General features: G+C 62.5%; 21 protein-coding genes. 17 read left to right on the forward strand and 4 right to left on the reverse strand.

Annotated features, from left to right (window positions below; genetic code table 11):
• The first annotated feature begins 95 nt into the window (after positions 1-95).
• Positions 96-350: a helix-turn-helix domain-containing protein gene (locus tag IEY93_RS25325; protein ID WP_189165608.1), complete on the forward strand. Its 255-nt coding sequence runs from the start codon at positions 96-98 to the stop codon at positions 348-350.
• A gap of 542 nt (positions 351-892) precedes the next feature.
• On the opposite strand, the gene IEY93_RS25330 is transcribed toward IEY93_RS25325, so the two are convergent.
• Positions 893-1,471, reverse strand: coding sequence for a helix-turn-helix domain-containing protein (locus tag IEY93_RS25330; RefSeq protein WP_189165609.1), 579 nt, complete (start codon positions 1,469-1,471; stop codon positions 893-895).
• 802 nt (positions 1,472-2,273) lie between these two features.
• Between IEY93_RS25330 and IEY93_RS25335 the strand changes: the two genes are divergently transcribed.
• Genes IEY93_RS25335 through IEY93_RS25355 form a run of 6 tightly spaced genes read left to right on the forward strand, consistent with a single transcriptional unit; the run spans position 2,274 to position 10,876 of the window.
• Positions 2,274-4,535 (forward strand): sigma factor-like helix-turn-helix DNA-binding protein, encoded by a 2,262-nt coding sequence (locus tag IEY93_RS25335; protein ID WP_189165610.1) that lies wholly within the window; start codon positions 2,274-2,276, stop codon positions 4,533-4,535.
• Positions 4,535-6,670 carry a DEAD/DEAH box helicase family protein gene (locus IEY93_RS25340; RefSeq protein ID WP_189165611.1) on the forward strand — a complete coding sequence of 712 codons (2,136 nt, stop codon included), beginning with the start codon at positions 4,535-4,537 and terminating at the stop codon, positions 6,668-6,670. Before IEY93_RS25335 ends, IEY93_RS25340 begins: the two co-directional genes overlap by 1 nt.
• Positions 6,671-6,686: 16 nt before the next feature.
• A complete protein-coding gene (locus IEY93_RS25345) occupies positions 6,687-6,869 on the forward strand; it encodes a hypothetical protein (RefSeq protein WP_189165612.1) in 183 nt (60 codons plus the stop codon).
• Positions 6,866-8,938, forward strand: coding sequence for an AAA family ATPase (locus IEY93_RS25350; RefSeq protein ID WP_189165613.1), 2,073 nt, complete (start codon positions 6,866-6,868; stop codon positions 8,936-8,938). The genes IEY93_RS25345 and IEY93_RS25350 overlap by 4 nt, the downstream gene beginning before the upstream one ends.
• On the forward strand, positions 8,935-9,417 hold the full coding sequence (locus IEY93_RS38600) for a DNA phosphorothioation-associated protein 4 (RefSeq protein WP_229691459.1): 483 nt from the start codon (positions 8,935-8,937) through the stop codon (positions 9,415-9,417). Before IEY93_RS25350 ends, IEY93_RS38600 begins: the two co-directional genes overlap by 4 nt.
• 10 nt (positions 9,418-9,427) lie before the next feature.
• Positions 9,428-10,876: a DNA phosphorothioation-associated putative methyltransferase gene (locus tag IEY93_RS25355; RefSeq protein WP_229691460.1), complete on the forward strand. Its 1,449-nt coding sequence runs from the start codon at positions 9,428-9,430 to the stop codon at positions 10,874-10,876.
• On the opposite strand, the gene dndA is transcribed toward IEY93_RS25355, so the two are convergent.
• Entirely contained in the window at positions 10,873-12,018 is a 1,146-nt protein-coding gene (gene dndA / locus IEY93_RS25360; protein ID WP_189165615.1) for a cysteine desulfurase DndA, read from the reverse strand. The genes IEY93_RS25355 and dndA overlap by 4 nt on opposite strands.
• Positions 12,019-12,094: 76 nt before the next feature.
• Between dndA and dndB the strand changes: the two genes are divergently transcribed.
• The 4 genes from dndB to dndE are packed head-to-tail and all read left to right on the forward strand — an operon-like array spanning position 12,095 to position 17,108.
• A complete protein-coding gene (gene dndB, locus IEY93_RS25365) occupies positions 12,095-13,225 on the forward strand; it encodes a DNA sulfur modification protein DndB (RefSeq protein ID WP_189165616.1) in 1,131 nt (376 codons plus the stop codon).
• Entirely contained in the window at positions 13,222-14,745 is a 1,524-nt protein-coding gene (dndC, locus tag IEY93_RS25370; RefSeq protein WP_189165617.1) for a DNA phosphorothioation system sulfurtransferase DndC, read from the forward strand. Before dndB ends, dndC begins: the two co-directional genes overlap by 4 nt.
• A complete protein-coding gene (gene dndD, locus IEY93_RS25375) occupies positions 14,732-16,723 on the forward strand; it encodes a DNA sulfur modification protein DndD (protein WP_189165618.1) in 1,992 nt (663 codons plus the stop codon). The genes dndC and dndD overlap by 14 nt, the downstream gene beginning before the upstream one ends.
• Positions 16,713-17,108 carry a DNA sulfur modification protein DndE gene (dndE, locus tag IEY93_RS25380; RefSeq protein ID WP_189165619.1) on the forward strand — a complete coding sequence of 132 codons (396 nt, stop codon included), beginning with the start codon at positions 16,713-16,715 and terminating at the stop codon, positions 17,106-17,108. The genes dndD and dndE overlap by 11 nt, the downstream gene beginning before the upstream one ends.
• A gap of 235 nt (positions 17,109-17,343) precedes the next feature.
• On the opposite strand, the gene IEY93_RS25385 is transcribed toward dndE, so the two are convergent.
• On the reverse strand, positions 17,344-19,083 hold the full coding sequence (locus IEY93_RS25385) for an ATP-binding protein (protein ID WP_189165620.1): 1,740 nt from the start codon (positions 19,081-19,083) through the stop codon (positions 17,344-17,346).
• A 69-nt stretch (positions 19,084-19,152) separates the two neighbouring features.
• Complete coding sequence (locus tag IEY93_RS25390) at positions 19,153-19,623, reverse strand: hypothetical protein (RefSeq protein ID WP_189165621.1); 471 nt, start codon at positions 19,621-19,623, stop codon at positions 19,153-19,155.
• Positions 19,624-20,280: 657 nt separating this feature from the next.
• Here IEY93_RS25390 and IEY93_RS25395 point away from each other — a divergent pair.
• The 6 genes from IEY93_RS25395 to IEY93_RS39815 form a co-directional block, all read left to right on the forward strand.
• A complete protein-coding gene (locus IEY93_RS25395) occupies positions 20,281-20,499 on the forward strand; it encodes a hypothetical protein (protein WP_189165622.1) in 219 nt (72 codons plus the stop codon).
• Positions 20,500-21,028: 529 nt separating this feature from the next.
• The gene (locus tag IEY93_RS25400) at positions 21,029-21,532 is read left to right on the forward strand and encodes a toxin-antitoxin system HicB family antitoxin (RefSeq protein WP_189165623.1); all 504 of its coding nucleotides are present in this window, start codon (positions 21,029-21,031) and stop codon (positions 21,530-21,532) included.
• Positions 21,532-22,434, forward strand: a complete 903-nt coding sequence (locus IEY93_RS25405) for a DUF4097 family beta strand repeat-containing protein (protein ID WP_229691461.1) — start codon at positions 21,532-21,534, stop codon at positions 22,432-22,434. Before IEY93_RS25400 ends, IEY93_RS25405 begins: the two co-directional genes overlap by 1 nt.
• A gap of 11 nt (positions 22,435-22,445) precedes the next feature.
• Complete coding sequence (locus IEY93_RS25410; RefSeq protein ID WP_189165624.1) at positions 22,446-23,411, forward strand: ATP-binding cassette domain-containing protein; 966 nt, start codon at positions 22,446-22,448, stop codon at positions 23,409-23,411.
• Positions 23,408-24,211 carry an ABC transporter permease gene (locus IEY93_RS25415; RefSeq protein ID WP_189165625.1) on the forward strand — a complete coding sequence of 268 codons (804 nt, stop codon included), beginning with the start codon at positions 23,408-23,410 and terminating at the stop codon, positions 24,209-24,211. Before IEY93_RS25410 ends, IEY93_RS25415 begins: the two co-directional genes overlap by 4 nt.
• On the forward strand, positions 24,208-24,335 hold a 128-nt coding region (locus IEY93_RS39815), incomplete at its 3' end, for a DUF1707 SHOCT-like domain-containing protein (RefSeq protein WP_189165626.1). The genes IEY93_RS25415 and IEY93_RS39815, both read left to right, overlap by 4 nt.

Here is a 24,335-nt window from a genome sequence, read left to right on the forward strand (position 1 = left end):
AGGCGGCTCGCCGATCGAGGTGATCGGTTCGGTGGGTGGGTCTCCTCGACGCTGCGGTTGTCACGATCGCAACTTGTCGAGGAGACCCGTAACACATGCTCACATGGGGGGAAGACGTGGAAGCGCACGCACTGCGGAAACGCGGCTGGACGATCTCGGCGATCGCGCGGCATCTCGGCCGGGACCGCAAGACGATCGCCGCGTATCTGAACGGGACACGCGTTCCGGGCCGGCGACGCACCAGCGTGGTCGATCCGTTCGCGGTGTTTGAGGAGTACTGCCGGGTATGCGGGCGGGTATTCCACCTTCACCCGGGTGATCCGCAAGCGGGGTCTGCGCCCGCACTATGAGCCGTGCCAGCGTGTCGATAGGCGGGATGTCGCGATCATCGCTCATGAGCCGGGTGAGGAGGTGCAGTGGGATTGGGTTCACCTGTCTGGCCCCGCCTGCTCATTTGGCAGTGGCCGCACGCGGAGGCTTATCTGCTGGTCGGGGTGTTGCCGTATTCGGGGCGGTGGTGCGGCTGGCTGGCCCCGTCGACGGATCAGGCGCACCTGGTGGAGGCGCTGCATGAGGTGTGCTGGCGGTTGGGCGGGCTGACCCGGGTCTGACGTTTGATCAGAGGCCGGCGGTGGTGGACTGGCAGACCCGGGTCTGACGCCGTCGTTCGCGCAGGTCGCCAAGTACTACGGTGTTCAGGTCGCGGTGTGAGCTCTGCGGGTTGCCAACCGCAAGGGCGCGGTGAAAAGGGCCGACGACAGCGCCGCGCAACGGTTTTGGCGCACTCTGGGCGAGGACGCCGTACAACCCCACGTTAATTATACCCTGGTACGCTTGCCTCCCAAATGAATGGGATGGGTGCCCATCGATAGCCTGCGTGGCTGCTGGAGGCTTAAGCATAACGATTTCTGTCAATTCCAGGAGTCAGGGCCTCGATAAATCTCAACACGTCAGGAGTTGAAGCTTCATGCGGAGCTGTAGAAGCGGAAGGTGCATCCAAATGATCGATGGTTTGACCTTTACGATCGGCCCTCTTGTGGCTCTCTTTAGGGTCGAATTCTTCGGGGTCGAACAACGTGTCGCATTCCCAGGGGGTTTTGGTCGATGGTGACCTGCTTTCGCCCGGCATGCCGCTGGCGCGAGGCTGGTTGGCACGGCAGAAGGATTCGTACAGCTCGATTAAGATTTGCCGCTGGCGAGCGTCCAAGACTTGGTCGGTCTGCAACGCAGCAATGACTTCAGGCATCTCGCCGGTCTCGGCATCCGCCAGGAGTACCCGTACGTTGACGCTTAATGCCTTAGCAATCTTGTCGACTACCTCAGCGCTTGGATCACGCAAACCGCGTTCAATCTGGCTGAGATAGGGGTTGGAAATCCCCGCATCCTCGGCCAGCTGCCTTAGGGATACCGCGGCACGCATCCGGTGGCGTCGGATGGAGTGGCCTATGGAGGAGCTCCTTGGAGACGACATGCGATCAAGTTTGCCGCCTCAGACTTGGCGCCGCTGGGGCGCCGGATGACGAAATGGTTACAGGTAAGCTGACGAAGAGGAACGACACCGTCCGCGGGTAGGTGGTTCACCTTGCCCAAGGAGTCTCGTTGACACTCCGTCTCGGAGTGTTCCGGCGGGTTGGGGTGGCGAGAGGTCTATCTACTCACGCGTCACTCCCTCTTCGCTTCTTCTGCGAAGTCCGCTCGCGGAGCCTGCGACCGTTTGCCTGGTCTGGAGGTCGCGTCGGCGCAGATCGTCCAGGTCTTGATGTTGGGCACAAGTCCTCGGTGCTAGGGGACGGCACTCCAGCCCAGACGATTGCCGTGGCGGACCGACTCGACTCGGTGTTGGCTGTGAGCCCGATAGTCAGTGTGGTGTCAGCGTCGTTCGCCAAATAGGCGCCTGGCTCCGAGCTAGCGCTGTGTTTCGTACAGATCTGACGCTCATTGCTCCCTGATTCTGGGCTGGTGCGTCGGACTGCAGGGATGCATCGGTTTGGACGGCATGGCCGTGTCCATGAAAACCCAACGTCGTTGTCGGTTTCGATGCGGGCGGGCCGGCATCGCCGAGGCTGGAACAAATGGGCGGATCCATGCCATCTAGTGTTGTACGGGACGGAACGCTGAAGTAGATCTTGTCCTGGCTCCGTGAGGTAGAGCGCGGCGCCAAGGATTCGGTCCGGTAGACGGTTGCTCCATTGCAGGATCGAGGGTAGACCCTGAACTTCGTCGCCTTCTCCTGATAGACATGGGTCGCATGGATATCAAATGAGGAGGCGCTGGTGGTCTTCGGTGGCGTCTTGGAGGAGCTCCGGGCAATCTCCGAGCGGGGCGCGCGAGCTGCGAGAGCCGCTGAATGTGCTCTTCGCTTAGCGCAGGTTGAGACTGACGACCCGATCGGTGTGCTCCTAGCAGTCGATCTCCTTCCGTCCCTCGATGTCGGGCGCCGGTGCGCCACAGGCAGAGCACGGAGGGTATTGAGCGCCGTCGGCCTCTCCACGCTCTCATCACTACTGAAGGTCTCCGTGCCGACACTCTGGGAGCTTAAGGGCTGTGGTGACCGAAGCGTCACAGATATCCTCACTGCGGTTCTGCTGACCGCAACGGATGCGAGTGCGCACGACTTGAAGTGCATGGACCCCGTCCAGGCGACCTTTGTCATGGAGTTGAGCGAGTCGCCTGCTCCTGAGGATCGTCACCGTCTACTGATCAGGCGGGCGAAGCAACTCGCGGCTAGCGAGAGCCAGGACCCTCTAGGTCGTCTCCTTGGTGTGGAGCGTCCGGATCATCGTGATGTTCGTCCCCGATGCGGGTCGATCCGTTCCGTGGGTGTTCTAAATGCCAACGGGCTTGCTACTGTCTCCCATCTTGCACCGCTGTCCGTGCAGGATCTTTGGGATCTGCAGGGGAGTGGCTTAGACGTAGTCCAAGACATCTTGCAGGCCCTCATCGTCACAGTCACAGAAGGCATTGGCACGACGGACGACGAGGTCGTCGTCGAAGCGGATGTCGACCCTGATACGACGCTCGCGGATCTGCTCGAACTGTGGGTCTCACAGCTCGACGACCGCCAGCTGGCGACCTTCCGGCATCGGGTTGTCTCTCGTGATCAGACGTTGGATGACCTGGGGAAAGAGTTCGGGGTGAGCCGGGAGAGGATCAGGCAGGTTGAGCAGAGGGTCGTCGAGGACTTTGAAGCCTGGCGGGAGAGTACGGCTGTGCAGTGGCGCCTGAAGGCGCTTGAGACAGAGGTGAGGGCCGCCGTCCCCACCTTGATCGGACTGGCTGCTCTAACTCAACGATTCCCGCAGCTCAGGGAGGAGCTTCGCTTTATTGGACCGAGGCTTGGCGATGTTGTCGGGGTGCTGTTTCCCAGTCTGTATGTGGAGGAAGAATGGGTGGCGACACGGCCGCTGCCAGACCTCCGGGACGAGACAGTTCGTGCAGCAGCGGAAGCCAACCTCGACACCTTCCGCGATCAAATCTCGCTGCATGGTGAGGAGTGGGCTCGGTGGTTGGACTCGTGTGGTCTGCGGAGCGTCGGCAGCCTGGTTGTACGAAAGACTGCCTCTCAACCAGAACTCGCGGTAGCGGTTCTGCGTCAAGCGGGGCATCCCATGCGGACGGAAGAGATCGCCGAACTTCTCGGGCTCGACGCTATCCGGTCACTGCGTAACCGGCTCCTGGACGACGAGCGGATCGCTCGGGTAGGGCCGAACTCCTTTGGGCTGCCGGAGTGGCAGCTCGAAACTTATGAGGGCATCCGTGATGAGATTGTGCAGCGGATCGAGCGTGCTGGCGGACGGGCATGGCTCCCCGCCGTTGTGGATGAGCTCGTGGAGCAGTTTGGAGTCTCTCCGCGCAGCGTCCGGGCATACGCCACACGGAAGGAGTTTGTTCGCACGGATGGATGGATCAGTCTCGCGGGCCAAGGATCTGCAGCGCCTGGACGTCCGCGGACTGCGATGGCAACGCCTGCGGAAACCCGGCGCTGCTTCCTTTATAAGGGTCTGTGGTGGTTCCGCGTCGACGTTCGTAAAGACCTACTTCGCGGGTCAGGGCTGACAGCCCCAGTGGGTGTCATGACCCTCTTTCAAGTTGCTGAAGGAGCAGAACGCGTCCTCTCAGCCCTAGGTCAGGACATCCGGTTCTCCTGGACAGCGGCGCAGCCACAGATCGGCAGCCTCCGCCCGATCGCTTCGAGGCTCGACGCGAAGGAAGGTGATGTTCTTTGGCTGACGCCGACAGGCGGTGGTGCAGTCCGGGTCCGGTTGGTTCGGGGCTGGAAGAAGGGTGAAGATGATGAGGTCGCCATCCGTACCGGTGTCCCTCGCGGTCTGACCGGAGAGGACCTTCGCGTAGCGGTAGCCGGCGCGCTCATGCTCCCCGAAGAAACCTCCTGGGAGACGCTGGTCACGACGTTGCGCTCCCGGGGCGACTTGGAGCTAGCTGAAGTAGTGGAGGCGTACACCGTGAGCAGTGCGGCACGACCGGGTGCCGTCCCCGACCTGGGTGACTTTTTCGCAGCCCTGGATGGTCGGTGATGGCAGAAACGCTGCGGAGCCTCGATATCGAGGACAGTTACCGCAGCAACCGCAGCAATATCGTGGGAGAGTTCTACATCCCATGTCTCTCTCACGCGACCCGGTACGATCGGGCCGTCGGCTACTTCACCAGCAAGGCGCTGTCTCTCGTTTCCCGCGGACTGGAGAGCTTCCAGCGTAATGGCGGTCGGATGCGGCTGATTGCAAGCCCTTACCTTACCGAGAGTGATATCGAGGAGATTCGCTCCGGGTATGCGTACCGGGATGTGATCGCCAATGCGGTCATCCGTGAGTTGGACCCGGACGCTGACCGTTCGGCGAGGGAACTTGCCGGACTGGGGCTGTTGGGCCAGCTTGTCGCGCAGGGCACGCTGGATGTAAAGATCGCCATTGTTCACGGGCGGGAAGGGCTCGCGCTGTTCCATGAGAAGATCGGTTTGATCGCCGACCAGTATGGCGACGAAGTCGCCTTCACCGGCTCAATGAACGAGACAGGGTCCGCTTTCCTCGATAATTTCGAATCTATCCACGTGTTCAAGTCGTGGCTAACAAGCGACAAGGGTCGAGTTGGCACGATACGCGCGGACTTCGAGGAGCTCTGGGTCGGGCGCACACCTCGGCTTGAAGTGATGGATTTCCCCATGGTGGCTCGTGAGCGCTTCGTCGCCCTGGGAGAGCGGGCGCTCGAACTCAGGCCGCAGGACAGCGATCGCGAACCTCGCCTGCTCGTGGTCTCGGAGGACGCGACCACCCTTGGCTGGGCCCGGATACCGCGCGGCATCGAACTGCGGGACTACCAGAAGACGGCCATCACCAAGTGGCTCAGCGCGAACGGCCGTGGGATGTTCCAGATGGCGACCGGCACCGGAAAGACGATCACCGCACTGGCGGCCCTCGACCAGGTCGGCCGGCAGCTTCATCCTCGCAATGGATCCCTCGTGACTGTGATCGTCGTACCACTGCTCGACCTTGCCGAGCAGTGGTCCGCGGAGCTTCGCAACTTCGGTGTGGTGCCGATCAAGTGTCGCGACGCTGCCAAGTCGTGGGAGCCCGCTGTACGCAATGCTCTCGCTGCTCTCCATGCGAAGGGGCGGGGCAGCGTCACGCTGGTGGTCACCAATAAGACCTTCCAGGGGGCAGCCTTCCAGGCGGTTCTGAGCGGTATCGCCCTGCCGCTGCTGGTGGTCGCCGATGAAGCACACCATCTGGGGGCCGAGCACCTGCGCTCCTCGCTCCCTGAGCACGCACAGTTCCGGCTCGCTCTCTCGGCAACGCCGGAGCGTTGGTTCGATCCGCTGGGAACGGACGCGCTGAAAGATTACTTCGGGGAGACCCTCATCCAGCTGGGTCTGAAGGAAGCCATCGATCTCGGTGCGCTGACAAGGTATCGCTACTACCCGATCCTCGTTTCCCTCGCGGACGACGAGGTCGAGCAATACACCGAGCTCACCGTCAAGATCGGAGCCTTGATCCGTTCTAAGGACCCGGAATCGGTGGCTGACGACGACTCCTCGCCGCTGGGACTGCTGCTGGGTAAGCGGGCCAAAGTCTTGGGACACGCTCGAGCGAAGCTGCCGGCTCTCCGGCAGGCCCTGGAGCAGCACCGAGAGAGCTGGTTTCAGCTGATCTACTGCGCCGAGGGTGGAGTCCCTCTCCTTGAGGGCGGTACAGGCCCTCGGCAGGTTGACCAGGTCATGCAGTTGGTCGGTCACAAGATGGGACTCAAGGCCCATCCGTTCACCTCACGTGAGGACAAGCGGGAGCGCAGAGATCTGCTCCGTGCGTTCGCGACAGGGCGTGACCTGCAGGTCTTGGTCTCGATGAGGTGTCTCGACGAGGGGGTTGACCTACCGGATGCCCGTGTCGCTTACATGCTGGCCAGCAGCACGAACCCGAGGCAGTTCATCCAGCGTCGCGGTCGGATTCTCAGACGGGCACCTGGGAAGACGAATGCGGAGGTTATCGACTTCGTGGTCGCCCCTCCACAGGATCCGGCTCTGTTCGAGACCGAGCGTGCACTCTTCCGTAGAGAGCTCGCTAGATGCGTAGAATTTGCTGGATACGCGGATAATCACGGCGAGGCTCTGGCGCAATTGAGGGACCTGCGTGACTACTACCAGCTTCTCGACGTGTGAAGGGTGGAAACGAAGAGTGAACGACCAGAGCGAACGCGAGATCGTGGGTCGTATCTACGCCGATCTGAGCAATGAGGCGAAGCGCCTGGTTGTGGACGTCCTGACCTTGGAGAAGGAGAGTCTCCACCTCAAGGACACGGCTGCAGCTCGCAGCGTGAGTGATCAGATCATCCGGAAGGTCGAGGGCATCGTCAAGTGAAGCTCCTGTCCATCGAACTCGAGAACTTCCGGCCGTACGGTGGGAGACACCGTCTTTCATTCGCTCAGGAGCTTGGCCACAACGTCACACTCGTCTATGGCACCAATGGCGGGGGCAAGACGACCCTCCTCAACGCCTTCACGTGGGCTCTTTACGGCCGGCTCAGCTCCGACGTTGAGCAGCAGGATCGACTGATCAACAATAGGGTCTGGCAGGATGCACGGGTCGGCAGCCAGATCGAGATGTCCGTAGCGGTCGAGTTCGAGCACGAGGGTCGTGTCTACACTGCCCGTCGTCATCTCTCGGCGGAGAAGCACGGGTCCGACCAGAGGCTTCCTCGGCCACAGCTCACTCTGCATGAGCGAGATGAGAGAGGCTTCTCCAAGGAGCTCGAGAACAATGCTCAGGGGCACATCGACAAGATCCTCCCCGAGCGGCTGAGCCGGTTCTTCTTCGTGAACGGTGAGCGCATTGAGCAGCTCGTACGCAAGGAGGCGTACGCAGAGATCCAGCACGCCATTAAGACGCTCCTTGGCCTGGAGCAGCTGGAGCGTGCGCTGAAGCACCTACCGCTCGCGGCCAACAAGCTGCGGCACCAGTTGAAGTCCGAGGATGCGGACAGCCAGCAAGCGGAGCGCCTCGCCGGCGAGATCGACGCGATCCTCAAGGAGACCGAGGACAAGAAGCAGGAGAAGGAGTCCCTCAGAACCGAGGTCCAGCATCTGAAAGACGAGATTGACCTGCTCTCCGCTCGTCTCAAGTCGCTAGACGGTGCGAAGCAGTTACAGCAGGAGCGTGAGCGGCTGGAGCAAGAGCGGGAGAGCGTCCACGCCTCACTTCGGAAACTGGAAGACGACCGAGCACGTGTTCTCGCGGAATCGGGTTACCTGGTCTTCCTACCCGATCTACCCCAACAGATCGTCGCGGCATGTGACGCGCTCCGAGAGAAGGGGCAGCTGCCCGCGCCACTGAAGCGTGCCTTCATCGACGATCTCCTCACGGATGGCGTTTGCATCTGCGGGACGCATCTTCCGGAAGGCTCCCCAGAGCGTGTCGCGCTGGAAGCCTGGCGCGCCAAGGCAGGCCTGGCTGAGGTAGAAGCCGCGTGGAACCAGCTCCGTGGCAACGTAGGCACTCTCGAGGAACGCCGGTCGACGATGCTCGACCGGCTATTCGACGCCGACCGTCTGATCGGAGAGGCGTCCGACAAGGAACGTAGCCTGGTGGAGCAGCTCAACGAGGTCTCCATCGAGCTCAAGAAGCTTCCTCGGGAAGACATCAACGCCATTGAGGTCAAGCGTGGGGAGCTGATCGACAAGCTCAGCGAGACGAGTCGTAGGCTCGGGGGGATTGACGAGCACCTGGGGCTCTTGGCCGCCCAGAAGAAGCAGAAGGAAGAGCAGGTCGACAAGCTTCAGGTCAAGGACGTAAACAACCAGCGCATCCAGCGTCGTATCGCCGTGATCCGTGAAACGGAAAACGCGCTGAGGCAGATCCTCGAACTGCTATCGGACAGCATCCGCCGCCGGCTGGACACCCGGATTCGAGGCCTCTTCAAGCAAGCGTCCCTCAAGAACTACGAACCTGAGCTGACTGGTGACTTCCAGCTGGAGTACTGGGAGCGGGTGGGAGGCGACTCCATGCCCGCCCCCAAGTCGACCGGTGAGAACATGCTGCTTTCGCTCTCTTTTGTGGGGGCGATCGCACAGGAGTGCCGCGATGCCGCCACGAACGCGAACCCCTTTTTCGGTGGAGTGGGTGGTGAATATCCTGTGGTCATGGACGCGGTCTTTGGAAACCTCGATGATGACTACCGGCGCCAGATCGCCAAGTTCCTCCCCGAGATGACCTCTCAGGTGGTTGTGCTTTCCAGTAAGGCGCAGGCCGACGGGGTCGCCGAAGAGGCGCTCGCACAACGGATCGGGAAGCAGTACATCATCACTACCCACACCACCAAGACCGACCTCACGGACGTCACAGAGAAGATCAGTGTGAGCGGAAGAGATTATCCGTACCAGGTGGTGGGCTCGTCCTTCGACGGAGCGGAGTTCACCGAGGTGACGTCATGACGACTACCGCCAGCGAGCAGCGGGTCCGGCGGCCGAAGGCGCACGAGAAGCTGATCCAGCAGCTGATGAAGGACGGTGACGGCCCGTTCCCCAGCATGGCCACGACGATGCTGTTCGCCGCCTCGGTCGGCTTCGCCAATGACAGGTGGGAAGAGTTCACGGAGGCGGGGGAACCTATCCGATATGAGGTCTTCCGGCGGTCGGCCACTGCCGAAGCCTTCATCGACTCCCTCGGCGTCCTCAGGCACCCCGGAGATCCCAGCATCCTCAGCGAGGAGCGGCTTGGTGAGCGGCTGACGATCTTCGAAGGGTATGCCAACGGCGGGTTCAATTACATCCAGGGGCAGATCAACGCCAGCAAGTCCCGGGTCATGGACGTCCTGCTTGAGATGGTTCGTCAGGCTGGGCGTACCGGGGGAGAATCCAGTCTTCCCCTGGTTCTGGACCAATTCTTCAGCCCACCAGTCTTCCCGACCTGATGATGAGGAAGTGAACCTTGCACAGCAGACGGGCGGCGCTTGGGAGACCGAGCGTCGCCTGACCGCGATCGCTCGAACCGGGCTCTCCGTGCCCGCTCGGCAGGCTGTCATCGACCAGCAGATCACTCCCCAACGCTCGGTGCTCGATTACGGGTGCGGACGGGGCGACGACGTCCGTGTACTCAGACAGATGGAGATCGAGGCGTCTGGGTGGGATCCGCACTTCCACCCCGATGGGAACCTTGGCCCTGCGGACGTCATCCTCCTAACGTACGTACTGAACGTCATTGAGGACCCCGAGGAACGCCGCCTTACCCTGATGCGGGCCTGGGAGCTGACCGGTCAGACGCTTGTCGTTTCCACTCGGCTGACGTGGGAGAAGGCCAAAGTCAAGGGTGCCGAGTTCGGCGATGGAGTGCTGACGAGTCGGCGGACGTTCCAGCACCTATTCGGTGCCAGTGAACTGCGTAGCTACGTAGAGGACGCCACAGGTGTGCGTTGCGTCTCGGCGGCGCCGGGCGTCGTGTATGCCTTTAAGCGGGACGAGGCACGCCTCAGCTATTTGGCCCGGCGAATCGCACCAGACACTGCCTGGCTCGTCTCTGATGACGCCGCGTCCGCCATTGCGGCTGTTGTCGACCACACCGAGCAGCGGGGCAGGATTCCTCGAGTGGAAGAGATGCCTACGCACATGATCGAGCTCCTGGCGCACCTCAGCGCCTCAGAGCTTCAGCGCCTCGTCAGAGTCTCCGCCGACCCGGAGAAGGTCGCCGAGGGCGGCAAGCGCTCCACACTGACGACGCTACTTTTCCTCGGCGTAGAACTCTTCAACGGTCGCGGGCCGTTCAGCTGCCTTCCGCTGTCTGTCCAGTTGGATGTGAGAGCGTTTTTTAGTTCCTACAAGGAGGCATGCCGGCGTGCAGATCGGTTGCTGCTCAAGCTTCGCGACGACTCCTACGTCCGGGGAGCGACGAACGGATCTCTGGTCGGCAAGGTGACCCCAACGGCACTCTATGTGCATCGGCGAGCGATCGATGCAATGCCGGTGGTACTGCGGCTCTACGAGCACTGCGCATCGATCGCGGCAGGGCGCCCACTGGAATGGACGATCGCCAAGCTTCGGCACCAGGGGCGTGGAGTCAGCTGGCTGGACTATCCGGAGTTCGACGCCGACCCACACCCGCGGCTGAGGTCTTCCTACCAGGTAGATCTCACCACCTTGAAGACCTCGCATCTGTCATATGAGGCATCCGCCAACCGGCCGTTGCTCCACCGTAAACATGAGTTCTTGCACCCCGACGATCCGGATGGGCCCAAATATCGTCGGCTGACCGAGAGTGAACTTCGGGCAGGGCTATACGCGAACCCCCACCTCATCGGGACAGAAGACGGCTGGGAAGCCGAACTCGTCCGATGCGGTAGAGAGCTCCGAGGACACCGTCTGATTCGGCGCCATTAAGCCGTTGCGCTTGCCTGAAAGTCGGCGATCACGCTCACAAACCCATCGATATCGAGGTCCTGAGCTTGGCTTGGGAACCAGGAGAGACGGAGGCCGTTACCAGCCTCTTCGTCCGGCAGCCCCATCGCCGCCAGGACATGGCTAGGCGTATAGGAGGCGCTAGTGCAGGCCGATCCAGTGGCAACCGCGGCGTAGTCCTGCAGTTGCAGGATCAACGCCTCAGCGTCGACTCCATCGAAGGAGAGGCTAACGATGTGTGGGACGACGTGCTCCTGATCCCCATTGAGGCGGTACTTGGTTCTGGCGAGCGCGGTCAGGAGTCGGCTGCGGAAGTCCTCGGCCTCCGCGAGCCACTTCACGCGATCGGCCTCGAAGACTTCCACCGCTTTGGCAAGCCCGGCTATAAGGGGTACAGGCAGAGTGCCCGGCCGAAGCTTCCGTTCCTGGCCCCCGCCGTACATCAGCGGAGTTAGCGGCACGGTGGTCCTACCTCGGCGACGGGTCAGCAGACCGCCTATGCCCTTCGGGGCCCCGATCTTGTGGCCGCTGAAGCTGATGAGATCGATCGGGGCTCTTAGATCGGCTGGGAGCTTCGCGAAACCCTGAGCGGCGTCGACGTGGAAGTACGTTGGTGTCTCACGGAGTCGTTCGGCGATTTCTGCTATGGGCTGTATTACGCCGGTCTCGTTGTTGACGTGCATGAGGGAGACCAGCAAGGTGTCCGGGCGCAGCCGCTCTAGCACCGCTTCGGCTAGGACTCGTCCAGATGAGCCCGGAGTTAGGAGTTCGACTTCGAATCCCCGCGACTGCAGGTACTCCAACGGCTCGAGAACCGCCTTATGCTCGGTGGCGGAGCTGATGATGTGGCGTCGACCCTGCTGCTCGCCGTACGGAGCGAGTCCAAGCAACGCAATATTGTTGGACTCGGTGGCACCACTGGTGAAGATCAGTTCCTCGGGCTTGGCACCGAGGTGCTGGGCAAGCGACTCTCGGGCACGGGCTATGACCCTCTTCGCGCTGGTGCCCCACGCGTGGGTCCGGCTGCCGGCGTTGCCGAACTCCTCGACCATCCAGTGCAGCACGACCTCAGCCACGCGAGGGTCAACGGGAGTGGTTGCCGCAGCGTCTAGGTAAGCGACCATAACAGCTCCTGAGACCAGGGGAGTGCTAACGTACGTACGTTTCCGTTTTCACGTACGTTACGCTAGCGTGTGACGCATGGGAACACAGGGGGCCACTTCGCCTGCTGGGGAAGCGACCACAGCTGGGTTCGAGTACATCTTCCCAGCGATTCGAGGGATCCAGGCAGGGCGTGAGTACTACGTCTCGATGTGTCCGTTACGTCTCATCCCCAAAATCTTCTTGTTTGATGAGGACGAGCTGGCGCCCGAGGTCCGAGCCCAGCGGGTCCTGAACAAGGGGCGGATTCCCGCTCTGACGAGGTACATTCTCGACAATCCGGACGACTATGCCTTCAGTGCACTCACCGCCTCGGTTGACGGCGTGATGCGCTTCGAGGGCGTCTCCCAACAAGGTCCAGGCATGCGGGTCGGCCAACTTCATATCCCCATGGCCTCCCGCTTCTTGATCAACGATGGCCAGCACCGACGGGCAGCCATCGAGGCCGCGCTGCGGGAGAACCAGGCGCTAGGTGATGAGACCATCGCGGTCGTCTTCTTCTACGATGCCGGCCTTGAGCGAAGCCAGCAGCTATTCGCCGATCTCAACCGGCATGCAGTACGGCCAGCCAGATCTATCGGGGTCCTCTACGACCATCGCGACGAGCTGTCCCAGCTGACCAAGCTGCTCGCGCTGAAGTGCCCGGTCTTCCGCAACCACGTTGAGATGGAAGCCAGCACCCTCTCCGCCCGATCGCGCAAGCTGTGCACCTTGAGTGCACTGTATACAGCGATGACCAGCCTGCTGCAGGGCCTGGAACTCAATGCAGATCAAGCTCAGCGCATTGCCTGGGAGTTCTGGGAGGCGATCGATGAGTTGATCCCGGAGTGGGCGGAGGTCCGTAACAGGAAGCTGTCCGCAGCGGAGGTCCGCAAGCAGTATCTCCATACTCATGGGATCGCTCTCCACGCGCTCGGGCGTCTAGGGAACACTCTGCTGCACCAATCACTTGATCCAGAGGTGTGGAAGCCGCAGTTGGCGCCGCTCCGCCAGATCGATTGGTCGCGCACCAGTAGTGCGTGGGAGGGGCGTGCCGTCATTGGTGGCCGCGTCTCGAAAAATCACCAAAACGTCGTACTCACAGTGAACTACCTGAGTCAGCATCTCGGTCTGGACCTGAGTCCCGAGGAACAGCACGCCGAAGACGCCTACCAGCGAGGAGAGCGATGACCACCCCCACACGCACGGTCGTTTCGCTGAATACCCCAACACGACGTGTCGTTCCCTTCGAAGCACACGGCGGACTTGCCGCGGTGGTGGGCATGCTGACGGATGAGATCTGCGAGCTATATCTCGCGGACGAAGTCCCCTGGGTGATCGGTTACAGCGGTGGAAAGGACTCTACCGCCGTGCTGCAGCTCGTATGGCTCGCCCTCCAAGGGCTTGAGGCAGATAAGCGCACGAAGCCGGTTTACGTCATCAGCACGGACACCCTGGTCGAAAATCCGGTTGTCGCAGCGTGGGTGACGCAGTCGCTGGAGACCATGCGCCAGGCTGCGGAGGAGCAACAGCTCCCCATCCAGCCCAACCGGCTCACTCCGGCGGTCAAAGACACCTTTTGGGTCGGGCTCATCGGCAAGGGATACCCCGCGCCTCGGCCGAAGTTCCGCTGGTGTACCGAGCGTCTGAAGATCAAACCGTCAAACGATTTCATCCGCCGGGTCGTACGCCAGCATGGTGAAGCAATCCTTGTCCTCGGCATCCGCAAGGCGGAGAGCCAGGCACGCGCCCGGGCCATGGAGAGGCACGAGAAGCGCCGGGTCCGGGATCGTCTTTCGCCCAACGGGAACCTGCCCAACTCGCTCGTCTACAGCCCCATCGAAGACTGGAGCAACGACGAGGTCTGGACCTTCCTCATGCAGAAGTCCAATCCATGGGGCCACCCCAATAAGGATCTGCTGACCATGTACCAGGGCGCCTCAAGTGACGGTGAGTGCCCACTGGTGGTCGATAACACAACCCCTTCCTGCGGTGACAGCCGATTCGGCTGTTGGACCTGCACGCTGGTGGACAAGGACAAGTCCATGTCCGCCATGATTCAGAACGACGAGGAGAAGGAGTGGATGCTTCCGCTCCTCGAGCTTCGCGACGAGCTGGACGTGGCCGATGACCGTCACTTGCGGGACTTCCGGAAGATGAACGGCAGCATCCAGCTGTTCAATGACCGCATGGTCCACGGTCCCTACACCCAGGCCGCTCGTGAAAACTGGCTGCGCCGAGTACTTGAGGCGCAGACCTGGATCCGGACTAATGCTCCCGCCCACGTGCGCGGGATTGAGCTCATCACGATGGATGAGCTGCACGAGATCCGCCGAATCTGGGTATTCGATAAGCATGAGGTCGAAGACTCTCTTCCGCGGATTTATAAGGAGGAGACCGGCGAGGACTTCCCAGGCCGTCCGGTCGACGAACACCTTACGATTGCAGCAGATGAGGTCGAGCTATTGCGCGAGATCTGCGACGGCGACGAATTGCACTTCACCACCATGCGCGAGCTCCTCGGCGTGGAGCGGAAGTTCCGCACCATGACGCGTCGCTCAGGACTGTTCGAGGCTCTGGAAAAGACGATCCAGCGCGGCTACTACCAGGACGTCGACGACGCCGCTGAACACGCCAGGCGGGTACGCGATAGTAAGATCGTCCCGGAACTTCCCTTCCCGAACGAAGAGAGCGCCGATGCTCCTGCATGAGATTACCCTTGAGAACGTTGGCGCATACAAGGGCAAGCAACGAATTAATCTTGAGGTCCGAGAGAACAAGCCGATCATCCTTATTGGTGGCCTTAATGGATGCGGCAAAACTACGCTCCTTGACGCTATTCAGCATGCACTGTATGGCTCGCGTGCCCGATGCAGTGGGCGCGGAACGCGCTCGTACGATACGTACCTCCGGGACACCATCAACCGTGAGGCGAGTCCGAAGGACGCGCGCATCGGCCTCCGCTTCTCAACGACGGTAGAGGGGGAGCAACGTCACTACCGGGTCGTTCGGGCGTGGCAGGTCCGTGGCAAGAGCGTCCGGGAGTTTCTCAACGTCTTCATCAACGGCGAACTCGATCAGGTTGTCAGTGATAGTTGGGCGGATCACATCGAGGATTTGCTCCCGCTTGAAGTGGCGTCGCTGTTCTTCTTCGATGGCGAGAAGATCGAGTCCCTTGCAGATCCTGAGAGAGCAGCTCCGGTAATTGAGTCGGCAGTGCACTCTCTGCTGGGTGTGAATACAGTTGAACAGCTCCGCACAGACCTCCTCGCCCTTCAGCGACGTCAGAAGGTGTCCGACGATGACAAACGGGCACTTGAAGAGATAAAACTAATCGAGCAGCAGATCTCGATGGTGGACCAAACGTGCGCGGATTCCCTGCAACGTGTGGCATCGGCGCAGGCCTCACTGGGTGCCGCCGAGGTCGCCGCAGCCCGCGCGGAAGATGCCTTTGCTACCAAAGGAGGAAATCTCTACCAGAGGCGTGCGGAGCTGGAGGCAGAGAAAAAGTTCCTTGGCGACCAGCTCCAGGGTCTGCAGGACAATCTTGTGAACCATGTCGCTGCGGGACCGCTACCGTTACTGCTGCTCAGTACTCAGCTTGACCAGATCAAGGAGCAGGCGGCACGTGAGGAAGTTGCGGATCAAGCAGGTCGGGTATTGGAAGCTCTCGCAAAACGGGATAAGCAGCTCCTAAAGTTCGTGCGCCCATTGGTTGGCTCCGAGCCGGCTGTTGAGGTAGAGAAGTATCTGGCGGCTGACCGCTTGCAGCGAGCCGCGGACGCGAACACCCAGCGGTTCCTGGAGCTATCTCGTTCCGCTGCGCAGCAACTGGCCACCCTTGACCAGGTCCTGGACAAGGAGCGCAGCAACGCTCGCACCTTGGTCGATGAGGCCACACAGCTACGCGAGCGGCTCAACACGGTTGAGCGGCAGCTTGCTGCGGTTCCCGACGAGCAGATGATCGTGGGTCTGGTTCAGCAGCTAGAGGCGGCGCGCCTTCAGGTCGCGGAGCTCAAGGCGGATCTCGCCAGGGCGAAGGAGGCCCACGCGGCTGCCGATAACGATCGTAATCAGCTAGTTGTCTCGCGAGAGCAGGCGTACAAGAAGCGGGCATCCGGGCTGGCAAAGGCCGAGCACGCAGGGCGTATCATCTCCTACGCCGAGCGCGTACGGACGACCCTGGAGCAGTTCGGGGATGCGCTGCTGCGTAGGCATATCAATGCACTTGAGGTCGCGGTCCTCGATAGTTTCACGCGCCTGATGCGGAAGAGCGGGCTAGTACAGGACCTAAGTATCGACACGGATAAGTTCACGCTCACTCTGATCGGCGCTGACGGCGAGGCGCTAGACCCGGCCCGGTTGAGCGCCGGCGAACGCCAACTCCTAGCGGTCTCCTTGCTGTGGGGCCTGGCCAGGGTGGCAGGTAATCGCCTACCAACGGTGATCGACACTCCGCTCGGACGACTGGACAGCCGCCATCGGCAGAACCTCGTTGAGCGCTACTTTCCACAGGCTGGCCAACAGGTCCTCCTCCTTTCGACGGATGAGGAGATCGACGAGTACCTTCTGTCTCGCCTCAAGCCCGCCGTCGCCCAGACATACACCTTGGTCCACGACGACCAGACGTTCACCACCACGATCGAGCACGGTTATTGGTGGCAACCGGGAGCACCCCATGTCGCTTGACACCATCCGTCTCTCGCAGACCGCGCGGGATCAGCTCATCAAGCTGAAGCGAGTAACCGGGATCAAGAATTGGAACGTCCTCTGCCGCTGGTCGCTCGCGCTCTCCCTTGCCGACCCGAGCCCGCCGTTGGTCCGCGAGATTGTTGCCGACTCAAACGTGGAGATGAGCTGGCGCACCTTCTCCGGCTTCTACGGGGATACCTACCTGGCACTTCTTAAGCATCGTTGTATGCAAGATGGAGCGCCCGTGTCTGATGAAGAGATCGCCAGAACGCTCTCGATCCACCTCCATCGCGGGATCGGCTATCTAGCGGGGCGTCGTAACTTGATAAAGATTGAGGACCTCATGTCACTAGCACTGGATTGTAAAGTGGAGATGTTGTGACCCCCCGATCAATGTGCCACATCATTAGCCTGGACTAGAAGTTCAGAAGGAGTATTGGATCCGGCGAATCGTAAGGCAGTGGCGCGGTAGCGGCTGGCCGCTGTTAGCAAAAGCTGGACCTGGGCTGAAAGATGGCTGCGAATCCAGCCGATGGAATTCTCGATTAACGTCTTTCTGTTGTATCTGCTTGTGAGAGTGCGTCCATTCGGAGACATGTGGACGCACTCTCTGAGTGCTACTGTTTCTCTTCGGACTTCGCTAGCTCGCGTAGGTAGGACTGGGTTGACTGTCCCCAGTAGCTTTGCAGATCACCGAAAATATCAGGATCGGTATGCATGTTCTCGGCCTTGGCATAGGCGAGGAAGAGCACGTCGAGCGCTTTGCGTGTCTTCCGGATAATTCGTGCGAGATCCTCGATGCTATGTCCGTTGGCGCCGTCCTTGGCGATACCCCTTAGGGGGGCATATATCTCCTTCATGAAAGGATGTCGATGGTTCAGAGTCATAACCGCCTTACCGTTCAGATGGTTAATCTCGAACATCTCCTTGCCCGGCCAGTTGCCATCGAGTAGCGTAAAAGGATTTGCTTGAATCTCGTCTCTAACCTGCGTGGACTCCTCGCTTTTGCCGCCGAGTCCAAGGTTCTCGAGAAGCTCTTCGATTAGTTGCTTACTATCCTCCTCGGTCAGCTGCTTCCCTGCCTGCCCCATAGGAGCTGTCAACTCAGCCCGAGTCACGGCCTCGGTCACGTCCTGATGGTCACGTTTAGCAGCTTGATTCCGGGTCTCGACTGATCCCCAGTGTCGGCGAATTTCTCGTCGTGCCGCCTTTACTGGCCGATCAAGCCACTTCCGTAGCTCCTCTCGGAGCTTATCCACGGGAACTGCTCCACGCTTAACGTTTCGTACCTGGAAGAATTCGTCGAGCTGGGCGGGAAATGCGACTTCGATACCAATATAGCGATCGACCTTGTCGATGCCTGAGGGGAGCAGCCGCGGAACGATGTCGTAGTTGATCTCACGCCCATTGCGGACCATGCTGATCTTCCCTGCACTATCAGCGATATGAAATTCTCGGATTTCTCGCCCTTTGTGGTCCCTGTTTCCGCCAACTCCCTCTTCCCACCTGAACTGAACTGGCGTCACGGTGACTGTAACATGAATCTTGTGTCCATCAACGATCTCGATGTCGTCCTCGTCGATTACAGTTCCTCGCGGGTCGTCGTCCTTGTACCGCTCGATAATTCGAGGATTATCCATAAGGAACAGAGGGTCGAGAAGCGTGATGGGGACGCCGTTCAGCTCGATGACGAGGGATTGATCAAGGAATTTTCTGTATGCCCGCGCGACGAAGGTTCGCAGATCATTGAGCTTCTCGTCCAGGCTTGTGCCGTAGTGTCCACCGGACTTCAGGCGGTCGATCTTCCCGTAGATGACGAGAGTCCCAGAGTCATAAGCCTCGTTATTGGGCGAGATCATGATGTGCTCATAGTCTTTCGGCCAATTCGCTACATTGCGGGCTTCGATGTGAGTCTGGCGCTTTTCTGCGATCTCCTGAAGATCCATATAGGCGTGGCGGATGGTGGGGTCGCCTGCCTGTTTCGTGTATACGTCGATCCTTCTACCCAAGCTCAATCCGGCCAGTTTCAGTCCAACACCGAAACGCCCCAGACTTCCTCTTTGGTTGTACCTGGTGCTAAATCCCATGGATAGCGCGTAGGCGAGGATATCAGGGCTGATCCCGCGACCGTTATCGGCGAAGGCGATTTCGTCTATAGAGCTCCTTCTCTCTCCAAAATTGGTCGAGACCCGAATGTGAGTCGCGCCAGCTTCAACAGAATTGTCAATCGGCTCGCCTGCCGCAGCAGTCAAGTCGAAGCCGGAATCGCGCATCGATTGTAGGGCGGTATCGATCTGGATGATGTCCGCGCGCGGACTTCCGCTAAGAGCTGGCTCGCGGAAAACAGGGGTGCTCATGAACATCTGCTCCTATAATTTTAGGTCTAGGGGAGCGGCGACCCCGTATGTGATCGCCGCTCCCGGGGGCTAGGGCTGTCTGATATCTACCGCCCAAGCGGCACGAGCAGCTTGGCGAGCTCGGGAGATACGCTCCCGTGTGCGGGTGATGGGGACTCCCAGTTCTGCCGCGATGGTCTTGCTGTCCTCCTCGGAAGCGAGACGATGCGCAAGTTGGCGCTGCTCGGTAGTAAGCGCGGTTGTGCCGTTGAGCCAGAGGGCAAGATCGACGACGGCGAGGGCATAGTCCCTTTGACGGGGTTCCTCGTGGGCGGCCAGGTCGCCTAGAGCTATCTGTTTCGCAAGCTTCCGGCGGCCTTTGAGGACTTGACTGGCGTGGGCCGGGGCGCTACGGACCTGAAAAGGTGGAGGGCTGATGTCGTTGAGGCGGATTATCTCATCGAGGGCGCGTTCGATCCTCTCGAGATCGAAATTGTCTGTGGTCCTCTTGGCTCTTGCATATAACAGCTCAAGGGCCTTCGTTGCCTGCTCATTGAGCATGTGCGTCTCTCCTGTGTCTGACTGCGGCCCCCATTCGGTGGGACGCGGTCGTTGCGGGATCAAGCGTATGAACTTGTGCGAAAAGCTTAGCTTGGCGCCGGGAAGTTCGTGCGAGTTCTGACTCAACTGCCACAACAGTTTCTTTCATCCCATAAGGGCGCTTCTGGACGGCTGTTGTTGCAGCATGACCTAAAGATGCGTTTAGGGCATGTCGAAATATGCAGAGTTGGTAGCATGGCTTCGCCCTCGCAGTAACTGCCTGGCACGAGTGGCGCGGGTAGGATCGTGCCCATTCCCGTGCGAGGGCTAGGGTGATCAGCGGTTCTCCGTGGGCGCGAGAGTGCCGGCATGGTGTGGCCTGTTACTCGCACACGCTTGGCTCCGTCCTCATCGGGGCGGTGACGCGAAGCGCGGGCATGCTGGGGGAGATCCTGGCCGACGGGATCGAGGCGGTGGCCGGGTTGCAGGGTCCAGCTGCGATCTGACGCATGCCGGTTCTCCCTCGGCGACCGTGGTCATGCTGCGCCGGGCCGGCGATGCGCTGGAGTGGCTGGTGTTGGCCGACTCCGTCCTGGTCTTGGACGTCGCAGGGGCCCCGAGCCGTTGGTCGTTTGTGACGACCGGGTGGAGCAGGTGGGTGCGCGGTATCGGGCCCGCATGGATGCACTGCCGGGTGGCAGTCCTGAACATCAGCCGGCGCACGCCGAGTATGTCGAGGCCATGTACCGGCACCGTAACCACGATGGGGATTTCTGGGTCGCCTCGGTGGACCCGCTGACTGCGGGGCAGGCACAGACCGGCGCCGTGCCCGTCGGCGACGTACGGGCCGCCGCTGTACTCAGTGATGGGGCGTCGCATCCGGGCCGCGCCGGTTGATCAACGAGATGCGGGAGGCCGAGCGTTCCGCCCGGAGGGGCGTCGTTGGCCGCGCGGCAAGCCCTTCTATGACGCCACGGCTGCGTACGTCACGGCTCTTGCCGACGGCGAATGGGCGACACCGCCACTCCCTTCCACTCTGCCTTGCCGCAGAGGCGAGACGACATCGGTACTGGCAACGCTTCACGGGTGTGACCGCAGTCAAAATGGGCGTTGCGACTCGGGCCTGAGAGAGTCGCCGACCTGCCAGAGGCGGCTCCAGGGAGCCATCCGGTGAAGGCCCGCGTTGGGGTGGAGTTCGATGCAGTAGTCGGTAGGTCGTAGCAGCCGAAGGAGCGGACGGGGCCGCTTCGTGTGCCTCGTAGCCAGACACCGCCTGCAAACGCCCGCGAAGGAGCAGCACGTGCGGGTGGCTTTTGCCGATCGACGACGCCGCCACCAGAGGAAATGCCACGTGACGCCCAAGTGATGTCAATGAGAAGGCCGATGTCCGCTTGTGGTGGCGCCATGATGGTGTCATAGTGGCGTCATGGACCTTGCGCCGTATGTCGATCACCTTCGCCGGGAGCTCGCGATCGCCGCGGGTGCCGGTGGCGAGGAAGCGCGCGCCTTGGCGGAGCGGCTTGCCGCGTCGTTGGAGTCGGCTGCCCGGCTCGCGCTGCTCGAAGCCCTGTCGGCCGCCGCCGATGAGATCACCCAGGACCTCGCGCCGGGCTCGGTCGAGGTGCGCCTGCGCGGTCGCGACCCCGACTTCGTCGTGACGTCACCGCCCGCGACCCCTACGTACCAGGACGAAAGGCCGCCACCGCCGCCCCCGGAGGTCGACGACGGCGGCACGTCCCGTATCTCCCTGCGCGTACCCGAGCAGCTCAAGCCGCGCATCGACGAGGCGGCGGCCCGGGACGGGCTGTCGGTCAACGCCTGGCTGGTGCGCGCCATCTCCAGCGCGCTCGACTCCGGTGACGCCGGCCGCCGTTCCACCAGGCGTCCGTCTCAGCAGTCCGGCAACCGGTACAGCGGATGGGTGCGCTGATGTCCAGGCCGATCCACGACCAGGGAAGCGGAATGCCGACCTTCGACACCCCCGAGCCGATCTCCGCGATCTTCGAGCTGCCGCACGCCACCATCCGGGTCGAGGCGAGCGCCCGTACCGACACCGTCGTCGAGATCCGTCCGGCCGACGAGCACAACGACGCCGACGTGCGGACCGCCGAGCGCGCCGAGGTGGAGTACGCCGACGGCAGGCTCGTGGTGCGCGGCGAGCGGGAACAGGGCGCCGGCTCGGGGCTCGCGTCCTGGGCGCGTTCGCTGCTGCTCGGCCCGGGCTCGGTGGAGGTGACGGTCAGCCTGCCGGCGGGTTCCCGCGTGGACGCCACGGCGGTGGGCAGCCTGCGCTGCCGGGGTCCGCTCGGCGAGGTGGCGTGCACCACGTCGTACGGCGCCATCCGCGTCGAGCAGGCCGGTCCGCTGCGGCTGAAATCCACCCACGGCGACATCTCGGTCACCCGGGCGTCGGGCCACGCCGAGGTGACCACGGCGCACGGCGGCATCCTCATCGGCCGCGTCGACGGCACCGCCGCCGTCCGGACCGCCCACGGCAGCGTCCGCATCCGCGAGGTGACCGGCGAGCTGCGGCTGAACAGCGCGCACGGTGACCTCACCGTGGACCGTGCCCTGGCCGGCGTCACCGCCAAGACCGCGTACGCCGGCCTGCAGATCGGCGAGGTGAGCCGCGGCTCGGTCGTGCTGGAGACCAATGGCGGCGGGCTGGACCTCGGCGTCGCGGAAGGCACGGCCGCGTGGCTGGACGTGAGCTCCAAGTACGGCACCGTCGACGTCTCCCTCGACCCCAGCGACGCCCCCGGCGGCGCCGACCGCACCGTCGAGGTGCGGGCGCACACCACCTACGGCGACATCCTCGTCCACCGTTCCTAAGGAGAATCCTGATGACAGACGCGATCGTGGCCGAGGGCCTGGTCAAGAAGTACGGCGCCGTCACCGCCCTCGACGGCATGGACCTGCGGGTCCCCGAGGGGACGGTGCTGGGGCTGCTCGGCCCGAACGGCGCAGGCAAGACCACCACCGTGCGCATCCTCACCACGCTGCTCGTCCCGGACGCCGGGCACGCCAGCGTCGCCGGGTTCGACGTCGTCCGCGACGCCGGACGGCTGCGCGCGCGCATCGGCGCGTCCGGCCAGTACGCCGCGGTGGACGACCACCTCACCGGCGCCGAGAACCTGGAGATGGTCGGCCGCCTCTACCACCTCGGCGCCAAGCGCAGCCGGGAGCGCGCCCGTGAGCTGCTGGAACGCTTCGACCTCGCAGGCGCGGCCGACCGTCCCGTGCAGGGGTACTCCGGCGGCATGCGGCGCCGGCTCGACCTGGCCGGCGCGCTGGTCGCCGACCCGCCGGTGCTGTTCCTGGACGAGCCCACCACCGGCCTGGACCCGCGGGCCCGCATCGGCCTGTGGGAGGTCATCGGCGAGCTCGTCGCGGCGGGTACGACCGTGCTGCTCACCACCCAGTACCTGGAGGAGGCCGACCGGCTCGCCGACCGCATCGCGGTGGTCGACGGCGGCCGGGTGATCGCGCTCGGCACCGCCGACGAGCTGAAGAGCCAGGTCGGTGGCGACCGCATCGAGCTGTCGGTCGCCACGGCGGCGGGCCTGGCGACCGCCGCGCGGACGCTGGCGCCGCTGGCCGCCGGTGACCTGCGGGTCGACGACGCCGCGCTGCGGGTGACCATCCCAGTGGACGACGGCCCCGCCACGCTGACCAGCGCCCTCGGCCGGCTGGCCGCCGAACAGGTCACCGTACGCGACGTCGGCCTGCGCCGGCCGACCCTGGACGACGTGTTCCTCACCCTCACCGGACACCAGGCCGGCCACACGACCAAGGAGCTCAGCCGATGAACGCCATGCAGCTGGCCGTCGCCGACGGCCTGACGATCGCCAAGCGCAACGCCCTGAAGATCCGCCGAGCGCCCGATCTGCTGGGCGGCGTGGTCATGCTGCCGATCGTGTTCGTGCTGCTGTTCACCTACGTCTTCGGCAGCATGATCAGCCTGCCCGGCATGTCGTACGGCGAGTACATGCTGCCGGGGATCTTCGTGCTGACCATCGTCACCAGCGCACAGATCACCGGCTACACCCTCACCCAGGACCTGCAGAAGGGCATCTTCGACCGGTTCCGCACGCTGCCGATGTCCCCCTCGGCGGTGCTGACCGGCCAGACCATCAGCGACGTCATCATGAACCTCGCCAGCGTCATCACCATGTCGCTGGTCGGGCTGCTCGTCGGCTGGCGCATCCGCACCTCGCCGCTGGAGGCGCTGCTCGGGTTCGTGATGCTGGTGCTGTTCGCCTACGCGTTCTCCTGGGTGACGGCGACCGTGGCGCTGGCGCTGCGCACGCCCGAGGTGTTCAACAACATCGTCACCCTCGTGTCGTTCCCGCTGGTCTTCCTGTCCAACGCGTTCGCCGACAGCAGCCGCCTGCCCGGCCCGCTCGGGGTGATCGCCGAATGGAACCCGGTGTCCACGCTGGTCCAGGCCGCGCGCGAGCTTTTCGGCAACACCAGCCCGGCCATGCCCGCGCCGAGCGCCTGGCCGCTGCGGCACGCCGTACCGGTGTCGCTGCTGTGGTCGGTCGTGCTGCTGGTCGTGTTCGTACCGCTGGCCACCCGGCTGTACAAGAAGGCCGTGAGCCGGTGAACGAGGCCGACCGGGATCGGGCGGTGGAGCTGGTCCAGCAGGCCTATGCGGAGGGCCGGCTCGGCGCCACCGAGCTGGAGCTCCGGCTCGAACGGGCGCTCACCGCCACCTGCGTGGACGATCT

The sequence above is a fragment of the Sphaerisporangium melleum genome (assembly GCF_014646695.1).
In the GTDB taxonomy this organism is placed as follows: domain Bacteria; phylum Actinomycetota; class Actinomycetes; order Streptosporangiales; family Streptosporangiaceae; genus Sphaerisporangium; species Sphaerisporangium melleum.

What these genes read in the sequence shown, in the direction of transcription:
- IEY93_RS25325 (WP_189165608.1), top strand. Translation starts at nt 96, where the DNA reads ATGCTCACATGGGGGGAAGACGTGGAAGCGCACGCACTGCGGAAACGC.
- IEY93_RS25330 (WP_189165609.1), bottom strand. Translation starts at nt 1,471, where the DNA reads ATGTCGTCTCCAAGGAGCTCCTCCATAGGCCACTCCATCCGACGCCAC.
- IEY93_RS25340 (WP_189165611.1), top strand. Translation starts at nt 4,535, where the DNA reads ATGGCAGAAACGCTGCGGAGCCTCGATATCGAGGACAGTTACCGCAGC.
- IEY93_RS38600 (WP_229691459.1), top strand. Translation starts at nt 8,935, where the DNA reads ATGACGACTACCGCCAGCGAGCAGCGGGTCCGGCGGCCGAAGGCGCAC.
- dndA (WP_189165615.1), bottom strand. Translation starts at nt 12,018, where the DNA reads ATGGTCGCTTACCTAGACGCTGCGGCAACCACTCCCGTTGACCCTCGC.
- dndB (WP_189165616.1), top strand. Translation starts at nt 12,095, where the DNA reads ATGGGAACACAGGGGGCCACTTCGCCTGCTGGGGAAGCGACCACAGCT.
- dndC (WP_189165617.1), top strand. Translation starts at nt 13,222, where the DNA reads ATGACCACCCCCACACGCACGGTCGTTTCGCTGAATACCCCAACACGA.
- dndD (WP_189165618.1), top strand. Translation starts at nt 14,732, where the DNA reads ATGCTCCTGCATGAGATTACCCTTGAGAACGTTGGCGCATACAAGGGC.
- dndE (WP_189165619.1), top strand. Translation starts at nt 16,713, where the DNA reads ATGTCGCTTGACACCATCCGTCTCTCGCAGACCGCGCGGGATCAGCTC.
- IEY93_RS25385 (WP_189165620.1), bottom strand. Translation starts at nt 19,083, where the DNA reads ATGAGCACCCCTGTTTTCCGCGAGCCAGCTCTTAGCGGAAGTCCGCGC.
- IEY93_RS25390 (WP_189165621.1), bottom strand. Translation starts at nt 19,623, where the DNA reads ATGCTCAATGAGCAGGCAACGAAGGCCCTTGAGCTGTTATATGCAAGA.
- IEY93_RS25395 (WP_189165622.1), top strand. Translation starts at nt 20,281, where the DNA reads ATGGATGCACTGCCGGGTGGCAGTCCTGAACATCAGCCGGCGCACGCC.
- IEY93_RS25400 (WP_189165623.1), top strand. Translation starts at nt 21,029, where the DNA reads ATGGACCTTGCGCCGTATGTCGATCACCTTCGCCGGGAGCTCGCGATC.
- IEY93_RS25405 (WP_229691461.1), top strand. Translation starts at nt 21,532, where the DNA reads ATGTCCAGGCCGATCCACGACCAGGGAAGCGGAATGCCGACCTTCGAC.
- IEY93_RS25410 (WP_189165624.1), top strand. Translation starts at nt 22,446, where the DNA reads ATGACAGACGCGATCGTGGCCGAGGGCCTGGTCAAGAAGTACGGCGCC.
- IEY93_RS25415 (WP_189165625.1), top strand. Translation starts at nt 23,408, where the DNA reads ATGAACGCCATGCAGCTGGCCGTCGCCGACGGCCTGACGATCGCCAAG.